This is a genomic window from Bacillus sp. FSL K6-0042 (genome assembly GCF_038006685.1).
Taxonomy (GTDB): Bacteria; Bacillota; Bacilli; order Bacillales; family Bacillaceae_G; genus Bacillus_A; species Bacillus_A pseudomycoides.
The window spans coordinates 3,066,484-3,086,549 of sequence record NZ_JBBOVS010000001.1; the positions used below are offsets into that span (position 1 = coordinate 3,066,484).

Consider the following 20,066-nt stretch of genomic DNA (forward strand, 5'->3'; position numbering starts at 1 on the left):
AAAAGGGCCATGACCAGTTACTTGAAAAGAACTGTCCTGCCCTTTTAATTATCATTATACTAACTCGATAATTACCATTGGTGCTGCGTCTCCGCGACGTGGACCAATTTTTGCAATACGAGTGTATCCGCCTTGACGCTCAGCATAGCGTGGAGCTACATCAGCGAATAATTTTTGAAGTGCATCTTGACCAGTCTCAGCATTAGCAACTTCATTGCGGATGAAAGATGCAGCTTGACGGCGAGCATGAAGATCTCCGCGTTTACCTAAAGTGATCATTTTTTCCACTACAGAACGAAGTTCTTTTGCACGAGTTTCTGTCGTTTGGATGCGCTCGTTGATAATTAAATCTGTAGCTAAGTCACGTAACATAGCTTTACGTTGCGCACTTGTACGGCCTAATTTTCTGTATGCCATTCGTAGTTCCCTCCTTTGTTGATGAGATTAAATCCTCAGTCGTCTTTACGTAAGCCTAAACCTAATTCCTCAAGCTTATGCTTAACTTCTTCTAAGGATTTACGTCCTAAGTTACGAACTTTCATCATATCTTCTTCTGTTTTGTTCGCAAGCTCTTGTACAGTATTAATTCCTGCACGTTTTAAGCAATTATAAGAACGAACAGAAAGATCAAGTTCTTCAATAGTCATTTCTAGAACTTTTTCTTTTTGATCTTCTTCCTTCTCGACCATAATCTCAGCATTTTGTGCTTCATCAGTTAAACCAACGAAGATATTTAAATGCTCAGTTAAGATTTTGGCACCTAAAGAGATAGCTTCTTTTGGCCCGATGCTTCCATCCGTCCATACATCAAGCGTAAGCTTATCATAATTTGCCACTTGTCCGACACGTGTCTTTTCCACTTGGTAAGTCACACGTGATACTGGAGTATAAATAGAATCAATAGGAATAACTCCTATTGGTTGATCTTCGCTTTTATTTGCATCAGCTGGCGTATACCCACGGCCACGCTTTGCAGTTAAACGCACGCGGAAATGCGCATCTTTTGCTAACGTCGCAATGTATAAATCTGGATTTAAGATTTCAACATCACTATCGTGAGTAATATCAGCAGCTGTGACAATACCTTCGCCCTGTACATCGATTTCCAACGTCTTCTCTTCTTCAGAGTAGATTTTAAGAGCTAACTTTTTCAAGTTTAAGATGATCGTCGTAACGTCCTCTACTACGCCCTCAACTGTTGAAAATTCGTGTAATACGCCATCAATTTGGATAGCAGTTACAGCGGCACCAGGGAGTGAGGATAAAAGAATACGACGTAAGGAGTTACCCAAAGTAGTACCATATCCACGCTCAAGCGGTTCAATCACGAATTTACCATATTTAGCATCTTCGTTAAGTTCAACCGTTTCGATTTTCGGTTTTTCAATTTCAATCATTAACTAAACCCTCCTTCAAAACGTCGAAACCTCGGCTAAACAAAGGAAAAAACCTCTGTCTAACCGAAAGTCCCCCTTAGGCAGTTCCCGATTGTGCACAACAAGCGATGTTTCTGTACGAAATTTCTCGATAATGCATCATATCCATTATAGACAAAAGGGAAAATTCTATACAGAAAAATTAAACACGACGACGTTTTGGCGGACGACATCCATTATGAGGAACTGGAGTAACATCTCTGATTGCTGTTACTTCTAGACCTGCAGCTTGAAGAGCACGAATTGCAGCTTCACGACCAGCACCAGGACCTTTTACAGTAACCTCTAAAGTTTTTAAACCATGCTCCATTGCAACTTTAGCAGCAGCCTCAGCAGCCATTTGCGCAGCGAATGGAGTAGATTTACGAGATCCACGGAAACCAAGTGCACCAGCACTAGACCAAGAAAGTGCGTTACCGTGAGTATCTGTAAGTGTTACGATTGTGTTGTTGAAAGTAGAACGAATATGAGCAATACCAGCTTCAATATTCTTTTTCACACGTTTTTTACGAGTGTTTGTTTTACGTGCCATTGTTAGTTCAACCTCCTTTACTTATTATTTCTTTTTATTTGCTACTGTACGACGTGGACCTTTACGCGTACGAGCATTATTTTTAGAATTTTGACCACGAACTGGTAAACCACGACGGTGACGAAGACCACGGTAAGAACCGATCTCCATTAGACGTTTAATGTTAAGAGAAACTTCACGACGAAGGTCTCCCTCAACTTTAACGCGATCTACGATGTCACGGATACGACCTAATTCGTCTTCCGTTAAATCACGAACTCGTGTTTCTTCAGAAACACCAGCTTCAGCAAGAATTTTTTCAGCAGTCGTGCGACCAATGCCGAATACGTAAGTTAAAGAAATAACAACGCGTTTGTCACGAGGAATATCTACACCTGCGATACGTGCCATTCCGAATGCACCTCCTTCTGATTAACCTTGTTTTTGTTTATGTTTAGGGTTTTCACAAATAACCATTACTTTTCCACGTCTACGAATAACTTTACATTTTTCGCAGATTGGTTTAACTGACGGTCTTACTTTCATGTCTCGAACCTCCTTAAAGATTACGGAGTGCTATATTATTTAAAACGGTACGTAATACGACCACGATTTAAATCGTACGGAGATAATTCTACCGTAACTTTGTCTCCTGGTAAAATCCGAATGAAGTTCATACGGATTTTACCAGAAACGTGAGCCAATACGACATGCCCATTCTCTAATTCTACTTTGAACATAGCATTTGGCAACGTTTCAAGAACGGTACCTTCGACTTCAATTACATCATCTTTAGCCATTCAATAGTTCTCCCTTCTTCAAATCAGTAACATTTTACACTGCTCTGAAATCCCGGAGAGCCAGCTACTTATAAAGTGGTAAGGATTTCGTATCCTGCTTCTGTAAGAGCAATCGTGTGCTCAAAATGTGCACACCATTTACCATCTACCGTTACCACTGTCCAGTCATCAGATAGTGTTTTTACATATCGTCTTCCTTGGTTCACCATCGGTTCGACACAGATAACCATTCCCGGCTTTAATCTAGGACCTTTATTTGGTGGACCATAGTGCGGGATTTGAGGGTCTTCATGTAAGTCTTGCCCGATTCCGTGACCAACATACTCCCTAACGATCGAGAATCCATTGTCTTCAGCATACGTTTGAACCGCATGTGAAACATTTGATAATCTCACGCCTGGTTTTATTTGTTCTAGACCAAGATACAACGATTTTTCTGTGACATCAAGTAGCTTTTGAACAGATTCAGAAATGTTTCCTACTGGATACGTCCACGCAGAATCTCCATGGTACCCATTGTATTTCGCACCAATATCGATACTGATGATATCACCTTCTTGGAGCTTGCGCTTACCTGGAATCCCATGTACAAGCTCTTCATTTACAGAAGCACAGATGCTTCCCGGAAATCCGTTGTATCCTTTAAAAGATGGCGTAGCACCATATTTTCGAATCGTCTTTTCCGCTATTTGATCGAGCTCTTTCGTTGTAATTCCTGGAGTAATATGCTTTTTCAACTCTTGATGAGTTAAAGCAACGATCCTGCCAGCTTCTCGCATGATTTCTATCTCGCGAGGAGTTTTGCAAATGATCATTACGCTAAGTCTCCAATGAGAACATCAATATCAGCAAATACCTTATTGATATCTTGCTCACCATTAATGCTTTGTAAGTAACCAAGCTCTTCATAGAAATCAAGCAAAGGTTTTGTTTGCTTAATATTTACCTCTAAACGATTCGCTACAGTTTCTTCATTGTCATCAGAGCGTTGATATAATTCGCCACCACATTTATCGCACACGTCAGCTTTTGCTGGCGGATTGAATTCTAAGTGGTAAGTCGCACCGCACTCTTTACAAATACGACGGCCTGTAAGACGTTTTAATAGCAATCCTGAATCCACATTAATGTTTAAAACATAGTCGATTTTTTTGCCAAGATCTTTCATAATCTCTTCAAGTGCAGATGCCTGTGCAACTGTTCGTGGGAAACCATCTAGTAAGAAGCCTTTTACACAGTCTTCTTGACTTAAACGCTCACGAACAATTCCGATTGTAACTTCATCTGGAACAAGCGCACCTTTATCAATAAAGGACTTTGCTTGTAAACCAAGTTCAGTTTCAGCCTTCATAGCTGCACGGAACATATCTCCTGTTGAGATGTGAGGGATGTTATACTTGGCAACAATCTGTTCGGCTTGTGTACCTTTACCAGCACCAGGAAGCCCCATTAAAATTAAGTTCATCCTTGTTCCCCCTCAATACATGAGCATGTAGGGAAGACAATTCTTCCCACTTACTCACTGCTTGATAAACCCTTTGTAATGGCGTTTTACCAGTTGGCTTTCTAGCTGCTTCATTGTTTCTAAAGCAACGCCGATAACGATTAACATACTCGTTCCACCGATCTGTGCAGATGGAGGAAGATTTCCCAATTTCGTAAAGATAACTGGAAGAATTGCAATCGCTGCTAGGAAAATAGATCCTACAAAGGTCAAACGATACAAGATTTTTGTTAGATATTGTTCTGTATTCTTACCCGGACGAATACCTGGAACATATCCACCTTGCTTGTTTAGGTTTTCTGACATTTGCTCTGGATTAACCTGAACAAATGCATAGAAGTATGTGAAGGCTACAATGAGCGCTACATATATTATCATTCCCACTGGGTGGGAATAGTTAAAGTTTGCAATAATCCACTGCGATACGTCATGTTTCGGGAAGAACTGTGCAATAGTTGGAGGTGTAATCAAGAATGAAACAGCAAAAATTACTGGAATAACACCCGCACTATTTACCTTAAGCGGTAAATGTGTGTTTTGTGCTCCAGCATGATTACCATTTCCTCCTGTTACACGCTTCGCATATTGAATTGGGATCTTTCTAACAGCTTGTTGAATGAAAATAACACCAACAACAACTGCTAACACAGCTAGTAAAATCAATACAACTTTAACGATACTCATGAACAATTGATCTCCGGCATTTTGAAACTGTTGTTGATACACTTGAGATATTACACTTGGGATCGCTGCGGCAATACCACCAAAGATTAGGATGGAAATACCATTACCTACACCTTTAGCTGTAATCTGTTCACCTAACCACATTAAAAATGCAGTACCAGCAGTCAGTACCGTAGCAATGTATAAATAAGTGCTCCAACCTGGATTCAAAATTAACTGTCCACCTACCATACCGTTAAAACCGATTGACATACCAAACCCCTGAATAAACGCAAGAACAATTGTAAAATAACGCGTGAATTGCGTTAGTTTACGACGGCCCATTTCGCCTTGCTTCGACCATTCCGAAAATTTAGGAACAACATCCATCTGCAATAATTGCACGATGATGGATGCTGTAATATACGGCATGATTCCCATCGCAAAGATGGAGAAGTTTTTCAACGCGCCACCGCCAAATGTATTTAGGATGCCTAATGCATTTAACTGATCTTGTGCTTTCAGTACGTCTCCATTTGTAAATGGCACTGGGATAAACGTGCCAATCCTGAATACGATTAACATCGCTAAAGTGAATAATATTTTACGTCTTATCTCAGCAACGCGCATAAAGTTGGAGATTGTACGAAACATTAGATCACCTCAACTGATCCGCCAGCTGCTTCAATTGCTTCTTTAGCACTTGAAGAGAACTTGTGCGCTTTAACAGTTAATTTTTTCTCTACAGCTCCGCTTGCAAGAACTTTAACACCGTCGTTTAATTTGCTGATAACGCCAGTTTCCAGCAATAATTCAGGTGTTACTTCTGTACCATCTTCAAAACGATTTAACGTTGCTAAGTTTACGATAGTAAACTCTTTACGGTTAATGTTTGTGAAGCCGCGTTTTGGTAAACGACGGAATAATGGAGTTTGACCACCTTCGAAGCCAAGACGAACACCGCCACCAGAACGTGCGTTTTGTCCTTTATGACCTTTACCAGCAGTTTTACCGTTACCAGAACCGATACCACGACCGACACGGTTACGTACTTTACGAGAACCTTCTGCAGGTTTTAATTCATGAAGTTTCATTCCCAGGCACCTCCTTATATTAATGAGTTATCCTTAAGCTTCTTTTACAGTTACAAGGTGAGAAACTTTGTTGATCATACCAAGAATAGCAGGAGTTTCTTCCTTAACTACAGTTGAATTCAACTTTTTAAGACCTAAAGCTTCTACCGTCGCACGTTGATCTTGTGGACGACCAATTACACTACGAGTGAGGGTAATTTCTAACTTTTTCGCCATTTGTTTTCCCTCCTTCTTAACCTAGTAGCTCTTCTACAGATTTACCGCGTAATTTTGCAACATCTTCAGCGCGCTTAAGCTCGCTTAATCCGTTCACAGTAGCGCGAATCATGTTAATTGGTGTGTTAGAACCAAGAGATTTCGAAAGAATATCTTGTACACCAGCTAATTCAAGTACCGCACGAACTGGTCCACCAGCAATAACTCCAGTACCCTCAGCAGCAGGTTTTAAGAATACTTCACCAGCTCCAAAATGACCGTTGATTGTGTGTGGAATTGTTGTACCAACTAATGGTACTGCGATTAAGTTTTTCTTAGCGTCTTCGATAGCTTTGCGAATTGCATCTGGTACCTCTTGTGCTTTACCGGTACCGAATCCAACATGACCGTTTTTATCGCCAACTACAACTAGTGCAGCAAAGCGGAAACGACGACCACCCTTAACAACTTTCGCGACACGATTTATCGTAACTACACGTTCTTCAAGTTCTAATTTACTTGGGTCAATGCGATGCATCAATTTTCCCTCCTTTGACCATTAAAATTGTAATCCAGCCTCACGAGCAGCTTCAGCTAGAGCTTTAACACGGCCATGGTATAAGTAACCACCGCGATCAAATACTACTTCTTTAACGCCTTTCTCTACAGCACGCTTAGCAACTGATTCTCCAACTTTCGTAGCAGCTTCAGTATTGCTAGTACCGTTAAGAGCAAGGTCTTTATCAAGAGTAGATGCACTTACTAATGTTACACCATTTACATCATCAATAACTTGAGCGTAAATATGTTGGTTAGAACGGAACACATTTAAACGTGGACGTTCTGCAGTACCAGTAAGTTTTGCACGTACACGTGCATGTCTTTTCTTACGAGTCGCATTTTTATCAGCTTTAGTGATCATTCTTGTCACTCCTTTCTCTCACCTAACGGGTTTACTTAGCAGTTTTACCTTCTTTACGACGAACAACTTCGCCTTCGTAACGAATACCTTTGCCTTTATATGGCTCTGGAGCACGTACAGCACGGATGTTAGCAGCAAATTCGCCAACACGTTGCTTGTCGATACCTTTAATTACGATTTTAGTTGGTGCAGGTACTTCAACTTCAAGTCCTGCTTCCGGAGTCATTTCTACTGGATGAGAATAACCTACGCTTAATACAAGTTTATCACCTTGTTTTTGAGCACGGTAACCAACACCGACTAATTCAAGTCCGCGTGCGAAACCTGTAGTTACACCTTCAACCATGTTTCCGATTAAAGCACGAGTTGTACCGTGTAATGCACGGTGTTCCTTCTGTTCAGATGGACGCTCAACTGTTAGTGTATTTTCTTCAATTTTGATAGACATATCAGCATTGAAAGTACGAGTTAATTCACCTTTAGGGCCTTTTACTGTTACAGTATTGTCTTCTGCAACTGTGATAGTAACACCTGCAGGGATTTCAAGAATCTTTTTACCAATACGAGACATGTGGTCACACCTCCGTTCGTTTTAAATATATATTACCAAACGTATGCTACTACTTCTCCACCAGTTTGTAATTGACGAGCATCTTTGTCTGTCATTACTCCCTTAGATGTAGAAACAAGAGCGATACCTAATCCGTTAAGTACACGTGGTACTTCGTCAGCTTTAGCGTAAACGCGTAAGCCAGGTTTACTGATACGTTTTAATCCAGTGATTACACGTTCATTGTTTGCACCATATTTCAGGAAAATACGAAGGATACCTTGTTTGTTATCCTCGATGTATTCTACATCACGAATGAAACCTTCACGTTTTAAAAGTTCAGCGATCTCTTTTTTGATTTTAGAAGCAGGAACCTCTAATTTCTCATGACGTACCATGTTCGCATTACGGATGCGAGTAAGCATGTCTGCAATTGGATCTGTCATCACCATGTGTTTTACCTCCTTCCCATTTGTGGGTTTTACCAACTAGCTTTTTTAACACCAGGAATTTGACCTTTATATGCAAGTTCACGGAAACAAATACGGCAAAGTTTAAATTTGCGGTATACAGAATGCGGACGACCGCAGCGTTCGCAACGTGTATACTCTTGTACTTTAAACTTAGGAGTACGCTTTTGTTTCGCGATCATAGATTTTTTAGCCACGTTTTCGCCTCCTCTACTTAGCGTTGGCTTCCATTATTTTTGGAATGGCATACCGAATTGTGTTAAAAGTTCACGAGCTTCTTCATCAGTTTTCGCTGTAGTAACGATTACGATGTCCATACCGCGGACTTTGTTTACTTTATCATAATCAATCTCAGGGAAAATTAGTTGCTCTTTAACACCTAATGTGTAGTTACCACGACCGTCGAATGATTTCTTAGAAACACCACGGAAATCACGTACACGTGGTAAAGAAACTGATACTAATTTGTCGAAGAACTCATACATTTGCTCGCCGCGTAAAGTTACTTTTGCACCGATTGGCATACCTTCACGAAGACGGAAACCAGCGATTGATTTTTTAGCGCGAGTTACAACAGGTTTTTGACCTGCGATTTGCGTTAATTCTTCTACTGCATTGTCTAAAGCTTTTGAGTTAGATACCGCGTCACCAACACCAGTGTTGATTACGATCTTTTCGATTTTCGGTACTTCCATCACAGATTTATAGTTAAACTTGCTCACTAGAGCAGGAGTAATTTCCTTTTGGAACTTCTCTTTAAGGCGATTCAATGAAGTGACCTCCTTTCTTAAGAAAATTATTTATCTAATAATTCACCAGATTTTTTTGCAATACGAACTTTTTTACCATCTTCTACTTTGAAGCCTACACGAGTAGGTTCGCCTGTTTTCGGATCTAATACCATAACATTAGAAACGTGAATAGGTGCTTCTTTCGTAATAATTCCACCTTGTGGATTTAATTGAGATGGCTTAGAGTGTTTCTTAACGATGTTAACACCCTCAACGATAACACGGTTTTGCTTTGGGAAAGCCACAAGGATAACACCTTGTTTTCCTTTGTCTTTACCAGTGATTACCTGTACTTTATCACCTTTTTTTACATGCATCTTAATTCTGCACCTCCTTAGCAAGGCAATACCTTAAATTATAGAACTTCTGGAGCTAAAGAAACGATCTTCATGAAGTTGCTATCACGTAATTCACGAGCTACTGGTCCAAAGATACGAGTACCACGTGGGCTCTTATCGTCTTTAATGATAACCGCTGCGTTTTCATCAAAGCTAATGTAAGAACCGTCCGGACGACGAGCTCCGCTCTTCGTACGTACCACTACTGCTTTAACAACGTCACCTTTTTTAACAACGCCACCTGGTGTTGCTTGTTTTACCGTAGCAACGATAATATCACCAATGTTAGCATATTTACGACCAGAGCCGCCTAATACTTTAATTGTTAAAAGTTCACGTGCACCAGAATTGTCAGCAACTTTCAAACGAGATTCTTGTTGGATCATGTTATGAAACCTCCCTTCGGACTAAAAATTCCGATTCGTCTATTTAGATAATAACCGCTTCTTCAACGATTTCAACTAAACGGAAACGCTTAGTAGCAGAAAGCGGGCGAGTTTCCATGATTTTTACGATATCGCCAATTTTTGCTTGGTTTTGCTCATCATGGGCTTTGTACTTTTTAGAATACTTAACACGTTTTCCGTACAAGGAATGAGTTTTGTAAGTTTCAACTAAAACTGTAATCGTTTTGTCCATTTTGTCAGACACTACACGACCAGTATAAACTTTGCGTTGGTTACGTTCGCTCACTATGCAAACCTCCCCTCAATTTATCGATTAATTCCGATCTCTCTTTCACGAACTACAGTTTTCATACGAGCAATCGCTTTACGCACTTCACGGATGCGAGTTGGATTCTCTAATTGTCCTGTAGCAAGTTGGAAGCGAAGATTAAACAACTCTTCCTTTAAAGCTTTAACTTTTGTTTCGATTTCGGCAGTGGTTAATTCACGAATATCATTAGTTTTCATTAGATTCACCACCATTTTCTTCACGTTTTACGAATTTACATTTCACTGGTAATTTGTGAGCTGCAAGACGTAAGGCTTCGCGTGCTACCTCTTCAGATACACCCGCGATTTCGAACATAATTTTCCCAGGTTTTACTACTGCTACCCAGCCTTCTGGTGCCCCTTTACCGGAACCCATACGTACTTCTAGAGGTTTTGCAGTGTAAGGCTTAGAAGGGAAAATTTTAATCCATACTTTACCGCCACGTTTCATGTAACGAGTCATTGCACGACGAGCAGCTTCGATTTGACGGTTTGTAATCCATGAAGCGGCTTGTGCTTGTAAACCGAATTCACCGAAAGCAATTTCAGCTCCACCTTTTGCACGACCACGCATTTTACCACGATGCTCTCTACGATATTTTACGCGTTTAGGCATTAACATATTATTTTCCTCCTTCCTCAGAAGCTTTCTTTTTTGTAGGAAGGACTTCTCCACGGTAGATCCATACTTTTACGCCTAATTTACCGTATGTTGTATCAGCTTCAACTGCTGCATAGTCAATATCAGCGCGAAGTGTATGAAGTGGAACAGTTCCTTCACTGTAAGATTCTGCACGAGCGATATCAGCTCCGCCAAGACGACCAGAAACCTGTGTTTTAATACCTTTAGCTCCTGCACGCATAGCACGTTGAATTACTTGCTTCTGTGCACGACGGAAAGATACACGGTTTTCTAATTGACGAGCGATGTTTTCGCCTACTAATTTAGCGTTAAGATCAGCTCTCTTAACTTCTAAGATGTTGATGTGTACACGCTTGCCTGTTAATTGGTTAAGAGCTTTACGAAGTGCTTCAACTTCTGTACCACCTTTACCAATTACCATACCAGGTTTTGCAGTGTGAATTGTAACATTTACACGATTTGCTGCACGTTCGATTTCTACTTTAGCAACAGCAGAATCTTTTAAGCGTACAGTAATGTACTCACGGATTTTGATGTCTTCATGTAATAATGTAGCGTAATCTTTTTCAGCGAACCAACGAGATTCCCAGTCACGGATAACACCGACACGAAGACCAATTGGATTAACCTTCTGACCCATCGATTATCCCTCCTTTTTTTCTGATACCACAACTGTGATGTGGCTTGTGCGTTTGTTAATTTGGCTTGCACGACCCATTGCACGTGGACGGAAACGTTTCAACGTTGGACCTTCGTCAACGAAAACTGTTTCAACAACTAGGTTGTTAATGTCCATTTCGTAATTGTGCTCTGCATTTGCGATTGCAGATTTTAAAACTTTCTCTACAACTGGAGAAGCAGTTTTTGGTGTGTGGTTAAGGATAGCAATCGCTTCACCCACTTGCTTACCTCGGATTAAGTCTACAACTAAACGAACTTTACGAGGAGCAATACGAACTGTTCTCGCTACTGCTTTAGCTTGCATTGAAGTGCCTCCTCTCATTATCTTCTAGTTTTCTTATCGTCAGCAAGGTGACCTTTGTACGTACGAGTTGGTGCGAATTCACCTAACTTATGGCCAACCATATCCTCAGTGATGTACACAGGTACGTGTTTACGACCATCATATACAGCAATTGTATGACCGATGAACTGAGGGAAGATTGTTGAACGGCGAGACCAAGTTTTAACAACTTGTTTTTGCTCAGATGCAACTAATTTTTCCATTTTGCTCATTAAGTGATCATCGACAAATGGTCCTTTTTTTAAGCTACGAGCCATTGTGGTGCCTCCCTTCGTGATTGGCGTACGGTTCTAGAAATGAACCGTACTACAATCCCATTATTTTTTACGACGACGAACGATAAATTTATCAGACGCTTTATTTTTCTTACGAGTCTTGAATCCAAGAGTTGGTTTACCCCATGGAGACATTGGAGACTTACGTCCGATTGGAGAGCGTCCTTCACCACCACCGTGTGGGTGATCAACTGGGTTCATTACAGAACCACGAACTGTTGGGCGCTTACCTAACCAGCGAGAGCGACCTGCTTTACCGATTTTGATAAGTTCATGTTGTTCGTTACCTACTTGACCAACTGTAGCGCGACAAGCAGATAATACTAAACGCACTTCACCAGAAGTTAAACGTACAAGTACGTATTTTCCTTCTTTACCAAGTACTTGAGCAGATGTACCAGCAGAACGAACTAATTGTCCGCCACGACCAGGCTTAAGCTCGATGTTATGAACAACAGTACCTACTGGAATGTTGATTAATGGTAATGCGTTACCGATTTTAATGTCAGCTTCAGCGCCAGACATAACTTCCATACCTACTTCTAAGTTTTTAGGAGCAAGGATGTAACGTTTTTCACCGTCAACGTAGTTAATTAATGCGATATTCGCAGAGCGGTTTGGATCGTATTCGATCGTAGCAACGCGTCCTGGAATTCCATCTTTATTACGTTTGAAGTCGATGATACGGTATTGACGCTTATGTCCGCCACCTTGGTGACGTACAGTAATTTTACCTTGGTTATTACGACCAGCCTTTTTGCTTAAAGGCGCAAGTAAAGATTTTTCAGGTCTGTCAGTAGTAATTTCAGCGAAATCATTCGTTGTCATATTACGACGACCGTTAGTAGTTGGTTTATACTTCTTAATTGCCATCTCAATTTCCCTCCTTCTTTAGTAAGAATTAAACACCTTGGAAGATTTCGATTTCTTTGCTGTCAGCAGTTAGCTTAACGATTGCTTTACGACGACGGTTAGTAAAACCAGCGTGACGACCAACGCGTTTTGCTTTCGGCTTGTAGTTCATGATATTTACTTTGTCTACATTAACACCAAAGATCGCTTCTATAGCGTCTTTAACTTCTGTTTTATTAGATTTAACGTCCACGTCGAACGTGTATTTTTTTTCAGCCATCATTTCCATAGAACGTTCAGTGATAACTGGGCGCTTAATGATATCACGAGGATCTCTCATTATGCAAGCACCTCCTCTACTTTTTCCACTGCCGCTTTTGTCATGATTAGCTTATCATGATGAAGCACGTCTAAAACGTTTACGCCATCAGCAGTGATTACTGTTACTCCAGGGATATTGCGAGCAGATAACTCTACAGATTCGTTTGCATCAGCAGTTACGATAAGAGCTTTCTTTTCAACAGTTAATCCTTTAAGTACTGCTACCATGTCTTTTGTTTTTGGTGCATTTAACACTAGGTCTTCAAGAACTACAATGTTGTTCTCAACTACTTTAGTAGCTAATGCAGATTTGATCGCTAAACGACGAACTTTCTTAGGAAGTTTGTACGCATAGCTTCTTGGTGTAGGTCCGAATACCGTACCACCACCACGCCATTGAGGAGAGCGGATAGAACCTTGACGAGCACGTCCAGTTCCTTTTTGACGCCATGGTTTACGACCACCACCGCGCACTTCAGAGCGAGTTTTTACTTTGTGTGTACCTTGACGTAAAGACGCACGTTGCATCATTACAGCTTCGAAAAGTACAGCTTCATTTGGTTCGATACCGAAAATAGCTTCAGCTAATTCGATTTCACCAACCTGTGAACCAGTTTGGTTATATACAGTAACTTTTGGCATTGGAATTCCTCCTTCCTATTGTGAATTATTTACTAACCTTCACAGCGCCTTGAACAACTACAAGAGATTTCTTAGCACCTGGAACGTTACCTTTTACTAATAATAAGTTGCGCTCAGCGTCAACTTGAACGATTTCTAAGTTTTGGATTGTAACTTGGTCTCCACCCATACGTCCAGCAAGTTTTTTGCCTTTGAATACACGGTTCGGAGCAACTGGGCCCATTGAACCAGGACGACGGTGATAGCGAGAACCATGAGACATAGGTCCGCGAGATTGTCCGTGGCGTTTAATAACACCTTGGAAACCTTTACCTTTAGAAATTCCTGTTACGTCAACGATTTCACCTGCAGTGAAAACTTCAACTTTTACCTCTTGACCAACCTCTAATCCGTCCACGTCTGCATCGCGGATTTCGCGAATGAAGCGCTTAGGAGTAGTAGATGCTTTAGCAGTGTGGCCTTGTTCAGGTTTGTTAGTTAACTTTTCACGTTTATCTTCGAATCCTAACTGAATTGCATTATAGCCGTCAGTTTCTGTTGTTTTCTTTTGAAGAACAACGTTTGGGTTCGCAGCGATTACTGTTACTGGGATTAACTCACCGTTTTCAGCAAATACTTGAGTCATACCGATCTTTCTTCCTAAGATTCCTTTGGTCATGAGTTACACCTCCTACATTTTTAAGTTATATGAATTATAGTTTGATTTCGATATCTACACCAGATGGTAAATCTAAACGCATTAATGAATCTACTGTTTGAGGAGTAGGACTCACGATGTCGATTAGACGTTTGTGCGTGCGCATTTCGAATTGCTCACGAGAATCTTTGTACTTATGGACAGCACGAAGAATTGTGTAAACAGTTTTTTCAGTTGGTAATGGGATCGGACCAGAAACTGTTGCCCCAGAACGCTTAGCTGTTTCTACAATTTTCTCAGCTGACTGATCAAGAATACGGTGATCGTAAGCTTTTAAACGGATACGAATTTTTTCTTTTGCCATTATTTTCCCTCCTTCGTTCGCCTATTTCTAAAATAGACCTTCTCCATGGAAATTTCCCCACACCATGCCATGGCAAAGCGGCCGGGTGTGTCAGCAACCTTCCACTTCATCGCAGTCAAAGACCAACATTTTCTATTATACAATGTTATTCGTCTAGATGCAAGCATCTTTTTGTTTGCATCTGCTTTTCTCTACTTTTGCTATTATACATGGCACTTTAAAGAATTTCAAGTTTTCATCTACTCTTATTCAACTTACAGTTTTTGGGTGTTGTTTTCGTTTTATATACTGTAGAAGAAACTCATTCAAAAATAGAAAACGCACCTCTTTCTTCTATATAAATAAGCAATAAAAAAACTCAAGGGAAAATCCCTTGAGTTTTTAATAATCTATTTAAAGATTATTCAGCAACGATTGTAGCAACTACACCGTAACCTACTGTACGTCCACCTTCACGAATAGAGAATTTAGTTCCCTCTTCGATTGCGATTGGAGCGATAAGTTCGATAGTCATTTCGATGTTGTCACCAGGCATTACCATTTCAGTACCTTCTGGTAATTGGATGATACCAGTTACGTCAGTTGTACGGAAATAGAATTGCGGACGGTAGTTAGCGAAGAATGGAGTGTGACGTCCACCTTCTTCTTTAGATAATACGAAAACTTCAGCTTTGAATTTAGCGTGAGCTTTTACAGAACCGCTTTTAGCAAGAACTTGTCCACGTTGGATGTCTTCACGAGCAACCCCACGAAGTAGAGCACCAATGTTGTCTCCAGCTTGAGCTTGGTCAAGAAGTTTACGGAACATTTCTACACCAGTTACAGTTGTAGAAGCGTTCTCTTCAGCAAGACCGATGATTTCTACTACGTCACCAACTTTAACTACTCCGCGCTCTACACGACCAGTTGCAACTGTACCACGACCTGTGATAGAGAATACATCCTCGATAGGCATTAAGAATGGTTTGTCAGTTTCACGTTCTGGAGTTGGGATGTAAGCATCAACTTCAGCCATTAACTCAATGATTTTTTCTTCCCACTCAGCTTCGCCTTGAAGAGCTTTAAGAGCAGAACCTTTAACTACAGGAATATCGTCGCCTGGGAATCCGTATTCAGATAATAGGTCGCGAACTTCCATTTCTACTAATTCTAATAATTCTTCGTCGTCTACCATGTCGCATTTGTTTAAGAATACAACGATGTAAGGAACACCTACTTGACGAGAAAGAAGGATGTGCTCACGTGTTTGAGGCATTGGGCCATCAGCAGCAGATACTACTAAGATACCGCCGTCCATTTGAGCAGCACCAGTGATCATGTTTTTAACATAGTCAGCATGTCCTGGGCAGTCAACGTGTGCATAGTGACGAGTTTCAGTTTCGTACTCAACGTGTGCAGTTGAGATTGTGATACCGCGCTCTCTTTCTTCTGGAGCAGCATCGATTTGATCGTATCCGCGTGCTTCAGCACCACCAGCTTTTGCAAGAACTGTAGTGATCGCAGCAGTTAATGTAGTTTTACCATGGTCAACGTGGCCGATTGTACCGATGTTAACATGGGGTTTAGAACGTTCGAATTTAGCTTTAGCCATTCTAAATTCCTCCTTAGTTTATATAGGTTATTTTATATTTAGACTAGAAAGCGCGACATAAGCCTCACTTTCTAAGCTTACATAAGTAGTTATACTTGAACAATCGATAAAAATCAATTATTCACCTTTATTTTTTTTGATAATTTCTTCTGAAACAGACTTTGGTACTTCTTCATAATGATCAAATGTCATTGAGAATGTTCCGCGTCCTTGCGTGTTAGAACGTAATGCCGTTGCATAACCGAACATTTCAGAAAGCGGAACCATAGCACGAACAACTTGTGCGTTACCGCGAGCTTCCATACCTTCTACGCGTCCACGACGAGATGTTACGTCACCCATAATGTCACCCATGTACTCTTCAGGAATTACAACTTCAACTTTCATCATTGGCTCAAGAATTACTGGGCTACATTTAGAAACCGCAGCTTTAAGCGCCATAGATGCAGCGATTTTGAACGCCATCTCAGAGGAGTCAACATCATGGTAAGATCCGTCAACTAATGCAGCTTTAATGTCAACTAGTGGATATCCAGCTAGTACACCATTTTTAAGTGAATCTTCAAGACCCGCTCCAACAGCTGGGATGTATTCACGTGGAACTACACCACCGACGATCTTGTTTTGGAATTCGAATCCTTTACCTTCTTCATTAGGCTCAAACTCAATCCAAACGTGACCGAATTGTCCACGACCACCAGACTGACGAGCGAACTTACCTTCAACTTTCGCAGCAGCGCGGAAAGTCTCACGGTATGCTACCTGAGGAGCACCAACGTTTGCTTCCACTTTGAATTCACGGCGCATACGGTCAACGATGATATCAAGGTGAAGTTCACCCATACCAGCGATGATTGTTTGGCCAGTTTCTTGGTCAGTGTGAGCACGGAATGTTGGATCTTCTTCAGAAAGCTTAGATAATGCTGTACCCATTTTATCTTGGTCAGCTTTAGATTTTGGTTCGATAGCTACAGAGATAACTGGCTCTGGGAATTCCATAGACTCAAGGATAACAAGGTTCTTCTCCTCACAAAGAGTATCACCAGTAGTAGTATCTTTTAAACCGACAGCAGCAGCGATATCACCAGCATAAACTGTTGAAATCTCTTCACGGCTGTTAGCATGCATTTGTAGGATACGTCCTACACGCTCACGCTTACCTTTAGTTGAGTTTTTCACGTAAGATCCAGAGTTTAACACACCAGAATACACACGGAAGAACGTTAATTTACCAACATAAGGGTCAGTCATGATTTTGAACGCTAGAGCTGCGAATGGTTCTTCATCGCTAGACTTACGTTCTACTTCTTCATCTGTATCCGGAAGAATACCTTTAATAGCAGGTACATCTAGTGGAGATGGTAAGTAGTCAATAACTGCGTCTAACAGAATTTGAACACCTTTGTTTTTGAATGCAGAACCACAGATTACTGGGAAGAATTCAACAGAAATTGTAGCCTTACGGATACCAGCTTTAAGCTCTTCTACAGTAATTTCTTCACCTTCTAGGTACTTCATCATCATTTCTTCATCAAGCTCAGCTACCGCTTCGATTAATTTTCCACGGTATTCTTCAGCTAGCTCTTTATGCTCTTCAGGAATTTCGATACGTTGAATATCTGTTCCTAAATCGTTACCGTACATATAAGCACACTCTTCAACAAGGTCAATGATACCATTGAACTCGTCTTCAGCACCGATTGGTAACTGAATTGGATGTGCGTTTGCTTGTAAACGGTCATGGATTGTACCTACAGAGTATAAGAAATCTGCACCGATCTTATCCATTTTGTTAACGAATACGATACGAGGTACACCATAAGTAGTAGCCTGACGCCAAACAGTTTCTGTTTGTGGTTCTACACCAGATTGTGCATCAAGAACTGCTACTGCGCCATCAAGTACGCGTAAAGAACGTTCTACTTCTACTGTGAAGTCTACGTGTCCTGGAGTGTCAATGATGTTTACACGATGACCTTTCCATTGAGCTGTAGTTGCAGCAGAAGTGATTGTGATACCACGCTCTTGCTCTTGCTCCATCCAGTCCATCTGAGATGCACCTTCGTGAGTTTCACCGATTTTATGAATACGTCCTGTGTAGTACAGGATACGCTCAGTTGCTGTTGTTTTACCAGCATCGATGTGAGCCATGATACCAATATTACGAGTGTTTTCTAAAGAGAACTCTCTTCCCATTTGGTGTCTTGCTCCTTCCATATATGGATTGGATTATTTTATTTTAAGTAGCAAAAAAGCCACTTTATTTTGTTACTTATGTCAGTATGTCCAGTACCCTCATTATGTAAAATGAGCGCTCATTGAAAGGGAGAGGCATCCTCCCTCTCCACACTTCCATAAGCGACAAATAAAGCGGTTTATGCTTACATTTATTTTACGTTGAATCCTACCAACGGTAATGAGCAAATGCTTTGTTAGCTTCTGCCATTTTATGAGTGTCTTCACGTTTCTTAACAGATGCACCAGCGTTGTTAGCTGCATCTAAGATTTCGTAAGCTAGACGCTCTTCCATAGTTTTTTCACCACGAAGACGAGCATAGTTTACTAACCAGCGAAGACCTAAAGTTGTACGGCGTTCTGGACGAACCTCAACTGGAACTTGGTAGTTAGCACCACCAACACGACGAGCGCGTACTTCAAGAACAGGCATGATGTTCTTAAGAGCTTGCTCGAATACTTCCATTGGCTCTTTACCAGCACGTTCACGAACGATATCGAACGCGTTATAAAGAATTGTTTGAGATTTACCTTTTTTACCGTCAACCATCATTTTGTTGATTAGGCGTGTTACAAGTTTAGAATTGTACATTGGATCTGGTAACACGTCACGTTTCGCAACAGGTCCTTTACGAGGCATATTGAGTTCCTCCTTTCATTGTAAGTTTATTATTTCTTAGCAGGTTTTGGTCGCTTAGTACCATATTTAGAACGTCCTTGCATACGTTTGTCAACACCAGCTGTATCAAGCGCACCACGAACGATGTGGTAACGTACCCCTGGTAAATCTTTTACACGACCACCGCGAATTAATACTACGCTATGCTCTTGTAGGTTATGACCGATACCTGGGATGTAAGCTGTAACCTCGATACCATTTGTTAAACGTACACGAGCGTATTTACGTAACGCTGAGTTTGGTTTCTTCGGAGTCATTGTACCAACACGAGTACACACACCACGTTTTTGAGGTGCAGAGATATCAGTTGATTTTTTCTTTAAAGAGTTGAAACCTTTGTTTAACGCAGGTGATTTAGATTTCCATACTTTATCAGTACGACCATTTCTCACTAATTGGTTAATAGTAGGCATTTGATTTATCCTCCCTTCGCATGTTTGTATGACCACATATCCAGGTGGTTCATTATTAGTTGAAAACAAAGTTTTTGCAAGGAAGAGCAAATGCTCTCTCCTCACAAAAACAGTTTTAACTTATTATTCCTATTGCTGAAGCTCCCACTTGAATCCCCGAAACTTTTCCAAGTTTACGAATTGATTCAACTTTGGTTATGGGTACGTTATATTGCAATGCAGTACGAGTAATAACATGGGTTAACCGCATGTCAGCATCTTCTGCAATGACAACTTCTTTAACTGTACCATTTTTGATTGCTTCCAATGTTCGTTTATGACCAACGACTACATTTTCAGCAGTTGACACTTTTTGATAAGACATATACATATCCTCCAAAGCATCGTTCAGGAGCAACCT

At 40.8% G+C, this 20,066-nt stretch carries 35 protein-coding genes; all 35 read right to left on the reverse strand.

Annotated elements, in window-relative coordinates:
- Positions 1 to 54: 54 nt before the first annotated feature.
- The 35 genes from rplQ to MHH45_RS15840 all read right to left on the reverse strand — a co-directional run bounded on the left by rplQ (position 55) and on the right by MHH45_RS15840 (position 20,030).
- On the reverse strand, positions 55 to 417 hold the full coding sequence (rplQ, locus tag MHH45_RS15670) for a 50S ribosomal protein L17 (protein ID WP_000331491.1): 363 nt from the start codon (positions 415 to 417) through the stop codon (positions 55 to 57).
- A 35-nt stretch (positions 418 to 452) separates the two neighbouring features.
- A complete protein-coding gene (locus MHH45_RS15675; RefSeq protein WP_000569645.1) occupies positions 453 to 1,397 on the reverse strand; it encodes a DNA-directed RNA polymerase subunit alpha in 945 nt (314 codons plus the stop codon).
- A gap of 181 nt (positions 1,398 to 1,578) precedes the next feature.
- Positions 1,579 to 1,968 carry a 30S ribosomal protein S11 gene (gene rpsK, locus MHH45_RS15680; protein WP_000101797.1) on the reverse strand — a complete coding sequence of 130 codons (390 nt, stop codon included), beginning with the start codon at positions 1,966 to 1,968 and terminating at the stop codon, positions 1,579 to 1,581.
- Between the two features lie 24 nt (positions 1,969 to 1,992).
- A complete protein-coding gene (gene rpsM, locus MHH45_RS15685; protein ID WP_003194382.1) occupies positions 1,993 to 2,358 on the reverse strand; it encodes a 30S ribosomal protein S13 in 366 nt (121 codons plus the stop codon).
- A 21-nt stretch (positions 2,359 to 2,379) separates the two neighbouring features.
- Positions 2,380 to 2,493 carry a 50S ribosomal protein L36 gene (gene rpmJ, locus MHH45_RS15690; protein ID WP_000868344.1) on the reverse strand — a complete coding sequence of 38 codons (114 nt, stop codon included), beginning with the start codon at positions 2,491 to 2,493 and terminating at the stop codon, positions 2,380 to 2,382.
- Between the two features lie 35 nt (positions 2,494 to 2,528).
- Positions 2,529 to 2,747: a translation initiation factor IF-1 gene (gene infA, locus MHH45_RS15695; RefSeq protein WP_001029884.1), complete on the reverse strand. Its 219-nt coding sequence runs from the start codon at positions 2,745 to 2,747 to the stop codon at positions 2,529 to 2,531.
- Between the two features lie 68 nt (positions 2,748 to 2,815).
- Positions 2,816 to 3,562 carry a type I methionyl aminopeptidase gene (map, locus tag MHH45_RS15700; RefSeq protein WP_016116957.1) on the reverse strand — a complete coding sequence of 249 codons (747 nt, stop codon included), beginning with the start codon at positions 3,560 to 3,562 and terminating at the stop codon, positions 2,816 to 2,818.
- Positions 3,562 to 4,212, reverse strand: a complete 651-nt coding sequence (locus MHH45_RS15705; RefSeq protein WP_003194378.1) for an adenylate kinase — start codon at positions 4,210 to 4,212, stop codon at positions 3,562 to 3,564. The genes map and MHH45_RS15705 overlap by 1 nt, the downstream gene beginning before the upstream one ends.
- 54 nt (positions 4,213 to 4,266) lie before the next feature.
- The gene (secY, locus tag MHH45_RS15710) at positions 4,267 to 5,568 is read right to left on the reverse strand and encodes a preprotein translocase subunit SecY (protein ID WP_016116956.1); all 1,302 of its coding nucleotides are present in this window, start codon (positions 5,566 to 5,568) and stop codon (positions 4,267 to 4,269) included.
- Positions 5,568 to 6,008 carry a 50S ribosomal protein L15 gene (gene rplO / locus MHH45_RS15715; RefSeq protein ID WP_006093108.1) on the reverse strand — a complete coding sequence of 147 codons (441 nt, stop codon included), beginning with the start codon at positions 6,006 to 6,008 and terminating at the stop codon, positions 5,568 to 5,570. The genes secY and rplO overlap by 1 nt, the downstream gene beginning before the upstream one ends.
- A 33-nt stretch (positions 6,009 to 6,041) precedes the next feature.
- Positions 6,042 to 6,224 (reverse strand): 50S ribosomal protein L30, encoded by a 183-nt coding sequence (gene rpmD / locus MHH45_RS15720; RefSeq protein ID WP_001085234.1) that lies wholly within the window; start codon positions 6,222 to 6,224, stop codon positions 6,042 to 6,044.
- 16 nt (positions 6,225 to 6,240) lie between these two features.
- The gene (gene rpsE, locus MHH45_RS15725; protein WP_000554646.1) at positions 6,241 to 6,741 is read right to left on the reverse strand and encodes a 30S ribosomal protein S5; all 501 of its coding nucleotides are present in this window, start codon (positions 6,739 to 6,741) and stop codon (positions 6,241 to 6,243) included.
- A 21-nt stretch (positions 6,742 to 6,762) separates the two neighbouring features.
- On the reverse strand, positions 6,763 to 7,125 hold the full coding sequence (gene rplR, locus MHH45_RS15730) for a 50S ribosomal protein L18 (protein WP_000628818.1): 363 nt from the start codon (positions 7,123 to 7,125) through the stop codon (positions 6,763 to 6,765).
- A gap of 31 nt (positions 7,126 to 7,156) precedes the next feature.
- On the reverse strand, positions 7,157 to 7,696 hold the full coding sequence (gene rplF, locus MHH45_RS15735; protein WP_003194369.1) for a 50S ribosomal protein L6: 540 nt from the start codon (positions 7,694 to 7,696) through the stop codon (positions 7,157 to 7,159).
- 32 nt (positions 7,697 to 7,728) lie between these two features.
- Positions 7,729 to 8,127 (reverse strand): 30S ribosomal protein S8, encoded by a 399-nt coding sequence (rpsH, locus tag MHH45_RS15740; RefSeq protein ID WP_000245511.1) that lies wholly within the window; start codon positions 8,125 to 8,127, stop codon positions 7,729 to 7,731.
- Positions 8,128 to 8,156: 29 nt separating this feature from the next.
- Positions 8,157 to 8,342: a 30S ribosomal protein S14 gene (rpsN, locus tag MHH45_RS15745; protein ID WP_001085700.1), complete on the reverse strand. Its 186-nt coding sequence runs from the start codon at positions 8,340 to 8,342 to the stop codon at positions 8,157 to 8,159.
- 33 nt (positions 8,343 to 8,375) lie between these two features.
- Positions 8,376 to 8,915 carry a 50S ribosomal protein L5 gene (rplE, locus tag MHH45_RS15750; RefSeq protein ID WP_016116955.1) on the reverse strand — a complete coding sequence of 180 codons (540 nt, stop codon included), beginning with the start codon at positions 8,913 to 8,915 and terminating at the stop codon, positions 8,376 to 8,378.
- Positions 8,916 to 8,941: 26 nt separating this feature from the next.
- Entirely contained in the window at positions 8,942 to 9,253 is a 312-nt protein-coding gene (rplX, locus tag MHH45_RS15755; protein WP_000558201.1) for a 50S ribosomal protein L24, read from the reverse strand.
- Between the two features lie 38 nt (positions 9,254 to 9,291).
- The gene (rplN, locus tag MHH45_RS15760; protein ID WP_000615914.1) at positions 9,292 to 9,660 is read right to left on the reverse strand and encodes a 50S ribosomal protein L14; all 369 of its coding nucleotides are present in this window, start codon (positions 9,658 to 9,660) and stop codon (positions 9,292 to 9,294) included.
- Between the two features lie 43 nt (positions 9,661 to 9,703).
- Positions 9,704 to 9,967, reverse strand: coding sequence for a 30S ribosomal protein S17 (gene rpsQ, locus MHH45_RS15765; RefSeq protein ID WP_016116954.1), 264 nt, complete (start codon positions 9,965 to 9,967; stop codon positions 9,704 to 9,706).
- Between the two features lie 20 nt (positions 9,968 to 9,987).
- Positions 9,988 to 10,188, reverse strand: coding sequence for a 50S ribosomal protein L29 (gene rpmC / locus MHH45_RS15770; protein ID WP_000855718.1), 201 nt, complete (start codon positions 10,186 to 10,188; stop codon positions 9,988 to 9,990).
- Positions 10,178 to 10,612, reverse strand: coding sequence for a 50S ribosomal protein L16 (gene rplP / locus MHH45_RS15775; protein WP_016116953.1), 435 nt, complete (start codon positions 10,610 to 10,612; stop codon positions 10,178 to 10,180). The genes rpmC and rplP overlap by 11 nt, the downstream gene beginning before the upstream one ends.
- Before the next feature lies 1 nt (position 10,613).
- The gene (rpsC, locus tag MHH45_RS15780; RefSeq protein WP_000529958.1) at positions 10,614 to 11,273 is read right to left on the reverse strand and encodes a 30S ribosomal protein S3; all 660 of its coding nucleotides are present in this window, start codon (positions 11,271 to 11,273) and stop codon (positions 10,614 to 10,616) included.
- 3 nt (positions 11,274 to 11,276) lie between these two features.
- A complete protein-coding gene (rplV, locus tag MHH45_RS15785) occupies positions 11,277 to 11,618 on the reverse strand; it encodes a 50S ribosomal protein L22 (RefSeq protein ID WP_003194358.1) in 342 nt (113 codons plus the stop codon).
- 17 nt (positions 11,619 to 11,635) lie between these two features.
- A complete protein-coding gene (rpsS, locus tag MHH45_RS15790; RefSeq protein WP_000124454.1) occupies positions 11,636 to 11,914 on the reverse strand; it encodes a 30S ribosomal protein S19 in 279 nt (92 codons plus the stop codon).
- Positions 11,915 to 11,974: 60 nt separating this feature from the next.
- Positions 11,975 to 12,805, reverse strand: coding sequence for a 50S ribosomal protein L2 (gene rplB / locus MHH45_RS15795; RefSeq protein WP_003194355.1), 831 nt, complete (start codon positions 12,803 to 12,805; stop codon positions 11,975 to 11,977).
- Between the two features lie 28 nt (positions 12,806 to 12,833).
- Positions 12,834 to 13,124: a 50S ribosomal protein L23 gene (rplW, locus tag MHH45_RS15800; RefSeq protein WP_016116952.1), complete on the reverse strand. Its 291-nt coding sequence runs from the start codon at positions 13,122 to 13,124 to the stop codon at positions 12,834 to 12,836.
- Positions 13,124 to 13,747, reverse strand: coding sequence for a 50S ribosomal protein L4 (gene rplD, locus MHH45_RS15805; protein WP_001127261.1), 624 nt, complete (start codon positions 13,745 to 13,747; stop codon positions 13,124 to 13,126). Before rplD ends, rplW begins: the two co-directional genes overlap by 1 nt.
- 25 nt (positions 13,748 to 13,772) lie before the next feature.
- Positions 13,773 to 14,405, reverse strand: a complete 633-nt coding sequence (rplC, locus tag MHH45_RS15810) for a 50S ribosomal protein L3 (RefSeq protein ID WP_016116951.1) — start codon at positions 14,403 to 14,405, stop codon at positions 13,773 to 13,775.
- A gap of 34 nt (positions 14,406 to 14,439) precedes the next feature.
- Positions 14,440 to 14,748: a 30S ribosomal protein S10 gene (gene rpsJ / locus MHH45_RS15815; RefSeq protein WP_001040596.1), complete on the reverse strand. Its 309-nt coding sequence runs from the start codon at positions 14,746 to 14,748 to the stop codon at positions 14,440 to 14,442.
- Between the two features lie 400 nt (positions 14,749 to 15,148).
- Positions 15,149 to 16,339, reverse strand: a complete 1,191-nt coding sequence (tuf, locus tag MHH45_RS15820) for an elongation factor Tu (protein WP_003205504.1) — start codon at positions 16,337 to 16,339, stop codon at positions 15,149 to 15,151.
- A gap of 117 nt (positions 16,340 to 16,456) precedes the next feature.
- Entirely contained in the window at positions 16,457 to 18,535 is a 2,079-nt protein-coding gene (gene fusA / locus MHH45_RS15825) for an elongation factor G (protein ID WP_016116950.1), read from the reverse strand.
- A gap of 208 nt (positions 18,536 to 18,743) precedes the next feature.
- Positions 18,744 to 19,214: a 30S ribosomal protein S7 gene (rpsG, locus tag MHH45_RS15830; RefSeq protein WP_003194344.1), complete on the reverse strand. Its 471-nt coding sequence runs from the start codon at positions 19,212 to 19,214 to the stop codon at positions 18,744 to 18,746.
- Between the two features lie 29 nt (positions 19,215 to 19,243).
- Positions 19,244 to 19,666: a 30S ribosomal protein S12 gene (rpsL, locus tag MHH45_RS15835; RefSeq protein WP_001142341.1), complete on the reverse strand. Its 423-nt coding sequence runs from the start codon at positions 19,664 to 19,666 to the stop codon at positions 19,244 to 19,246.
- Between the two features lie 115 nt (positions 19,667 to 19,781).
- Positions 19,782 to 20,030 (reverse strand): 50S ribosomal protein L7ae-like protein, encoded by a 249-nt coding sequence (locus MHH45_RS15840; protein ID WP_016116949.1) that lies wholly within the window; start codon positions 20,028 to 20,030, stop codon positions 19,782 to 19,784.
- Positions 20,031 to 20,066 lie beyond the last annotated feature (36 nt).

Bases quoted from the DNA above. Each gene is read 5' to 3' on its own strand.
- rpmD (WP_001085234.1), bottom strand. From the start codon at position 6,224: ATGGCGAAAAAGTTAGAAATTACCCTCACTCGTAGTGTAATTGGTCGT.
- rpsG (WP_003194344.1), bottom strand. From the start codon at position 19,214: ATGCCTCGTAAAGGACCTGTTGCGAAACGTGACGTGTTACCAGATCCA.
- rplC (WP_016116951.1), bottom strand. From the start codon at position 14,405: ATGACCAAAGGAATCTTAGGAAGAAAGATCGGTATGACTCAAGTATTT.
- rpsS (WP_000124454.1), bottom strand. From the start codon at position 11,914: ATGGCTCGTAGCTTAAAAAAAGGACCATTTGTCGATGATCACTTAATG.
- rplR (WP_000628818.1), bottom strand. From the start codon at position 7,125: ATGATCACTAAAGCTGATAAAAATGCGACTCGTAAGAAAAGACATGCA.
- rpsM (WP_003194382.1), bottom strand. From the start codon at position 2,358: ATGGCACGTATCGCAGGTGTAGATATTCCTCGTGACAAACGCGTTGTT.
- rplQ (WP_000331491.1), bottom strand. From the start codon at position 417: ATGGCATACAGAAAATTAGGCCGTACAAGTGCGCAACGTAAAGCTATG.
- rplD (WP_001127261.1), bottom strand. From the start codon at position 13,747: ATGCCAAAAGTTACTGTATATAACCAAACTGGTTCACAGGTTGGTGAA.
- rpsE (WP_000554646.1), bottom strand. From the start codon at position 6,741: ATGCATCGCATTGACCCAAGTAAATTAGAACTTGAAGAACGTGTAGTT.
- rplF (WP_003194369.1), bottom strand. From the start codon at position 7,696: ATGTCTCGTATTGGTAAAAAGATTCTTGAAATCCCTGCAGGTGTTACT.
- rplO (WP_006093108.1), bottom strand. From the start codon at position 6,008: ATGAAACTTCATGAATTAAAACCTGCAGAAGGTTCTCGTAAAGTACGT.
- fusA (WP_016116950.1), bottom strand. From the start codon at position 18,535: ATGGGAAGAGAGTTCTCTTTAGAAAACACTCGTAATATTGGTATCATG.
- rpsK (WP_000101797.1), bottom strand. From the start codon at position 1,968: ATGGCACGTAAAACAAACACTCGTAAAAAACGTGTGAAAAAGAATATT.
- MHH45_RS15705 (WP_003194378.1), bottom strand. From the start codon at position 4,212: ATGAACTTAATTTTAATGGGGCTTCCTGGTGCTGGTAAAGGTACACAA.
- rpsJ (WP_001040596.1), bottom strand. From the start codon at position 14,748: ATGGCAAAAGAAAAAATTCGTATCCGTTTAAAAGCTTACGATCACCGT.
- rplW (WP_016116952.1), bottom strand. From the start codon at position 13,124: ATGAGAGATCCTCGTGATATCATTAAGCGCCCAGTTATCACTGAACGT.
- rpmC (WP_000855718.1), bottom strand. From the start codon at position 10,188: ATGAAAACTAATGATATTCGTGAATTAACCACTGCCGAAATCGAAACA.
- secY (WP_016116956.1), bottom strand. From the start codon at position 5,568: ATGTTTCGTACAATCTCCAACTTTATGCGCGTTGCTGAGATAAGACGT.
- MHH45_RS15675 (WP_000569645.1), bottom strand. From the start codon at position 1,397: ATGATTGAAATTGAAAAACCGAAAATCGAAACGGTTGAACTTAACGAA.
- rpsH (WP_000245511.1), bottom strand. From the start codon at position 8,127: ATGGTGATGACAGATCCAATTGCAGACATGCTTACTCGCATCCGTAAT.
- rpmJ (WP_000868344.1), bottom strand. From the start codon at position 2,493: ATGAAAGTAAGACCGTCAGTTAAACCAATCTGCGAAAAATGTAAAGTT.
- rpsL (WP_001142341.1), bottom strand. From the start codon at position 19,666: ATGCCTACTATTAACCAATTAGTGAGAAATGGTCGTACTGATAAAGTA.
- rplX (WP_000558201.1), bottom strand. From the start codon at position 9,253: ATGCATGTAAAAAAAGGTGATAAAGTACAGGTAATCACTGGTAAAGAC.
- tuf (WP_003205504.1), bottom strand. From the start codon at position 16,339: ATGGCTAAAGCTAAATTCGAACGTTCTAAACCCCATGTTAACATCGGT.
- rplN (WP_000615914.1), bottom strand. From the start codon at position 9,660: ATGATCCAACAAGAATCTCGTTTGAAAGTTGCTGACAATTCTGGTGCA.
- infA (WP_001029884.1), bottom strand. From the start codon at position 2,747: ATGGCTAAAGATGATGTAATTGAAGTCGAAGGTACCGTTCTTGAAACG.
- rplB (WP_003194355.1), bottom strand. From the start codon at position 12,805: ATGGCAATTAAGAAGTATAAACCAACTACTAACGGTCGTCGTAATATG.
- map (WP_016116957.1), bottom strand. From the start codon at position 3,562: ATGATCATTTGCAAAACTCCTCGCGAGATAGAAATCATGCGAGAAGCT.
- rplV (WP_003194358.1), bottom strand. From the start codon at position 11,618: ATGCAAGCTAAAGCAGTAGCGAGAACAGTTCGTATTGCTCCTCGTAAA.
- MHH45_RS15840 (WP_016116949.1), bottom strand. From the start codon at position 20,030: ATGTCTTATCAAAAAGTGTCAACTGCTGAAAATGTAGTCGTTGGTCAT.
- rplP (WP_016116953.1), bottom strand. From the start codon at position 10,612: ATGTTAATGCCTAAACGCGTAAAATATCGTAGAGAGCATCGTGGTAAA.
- rpsC (WP_000529958.1), bottom strand. From the start codon at position 11,273: ATGGGTCAGAAGGTTAATCCAATTGGTCTTCGTGTCGGTGTTATCCGT.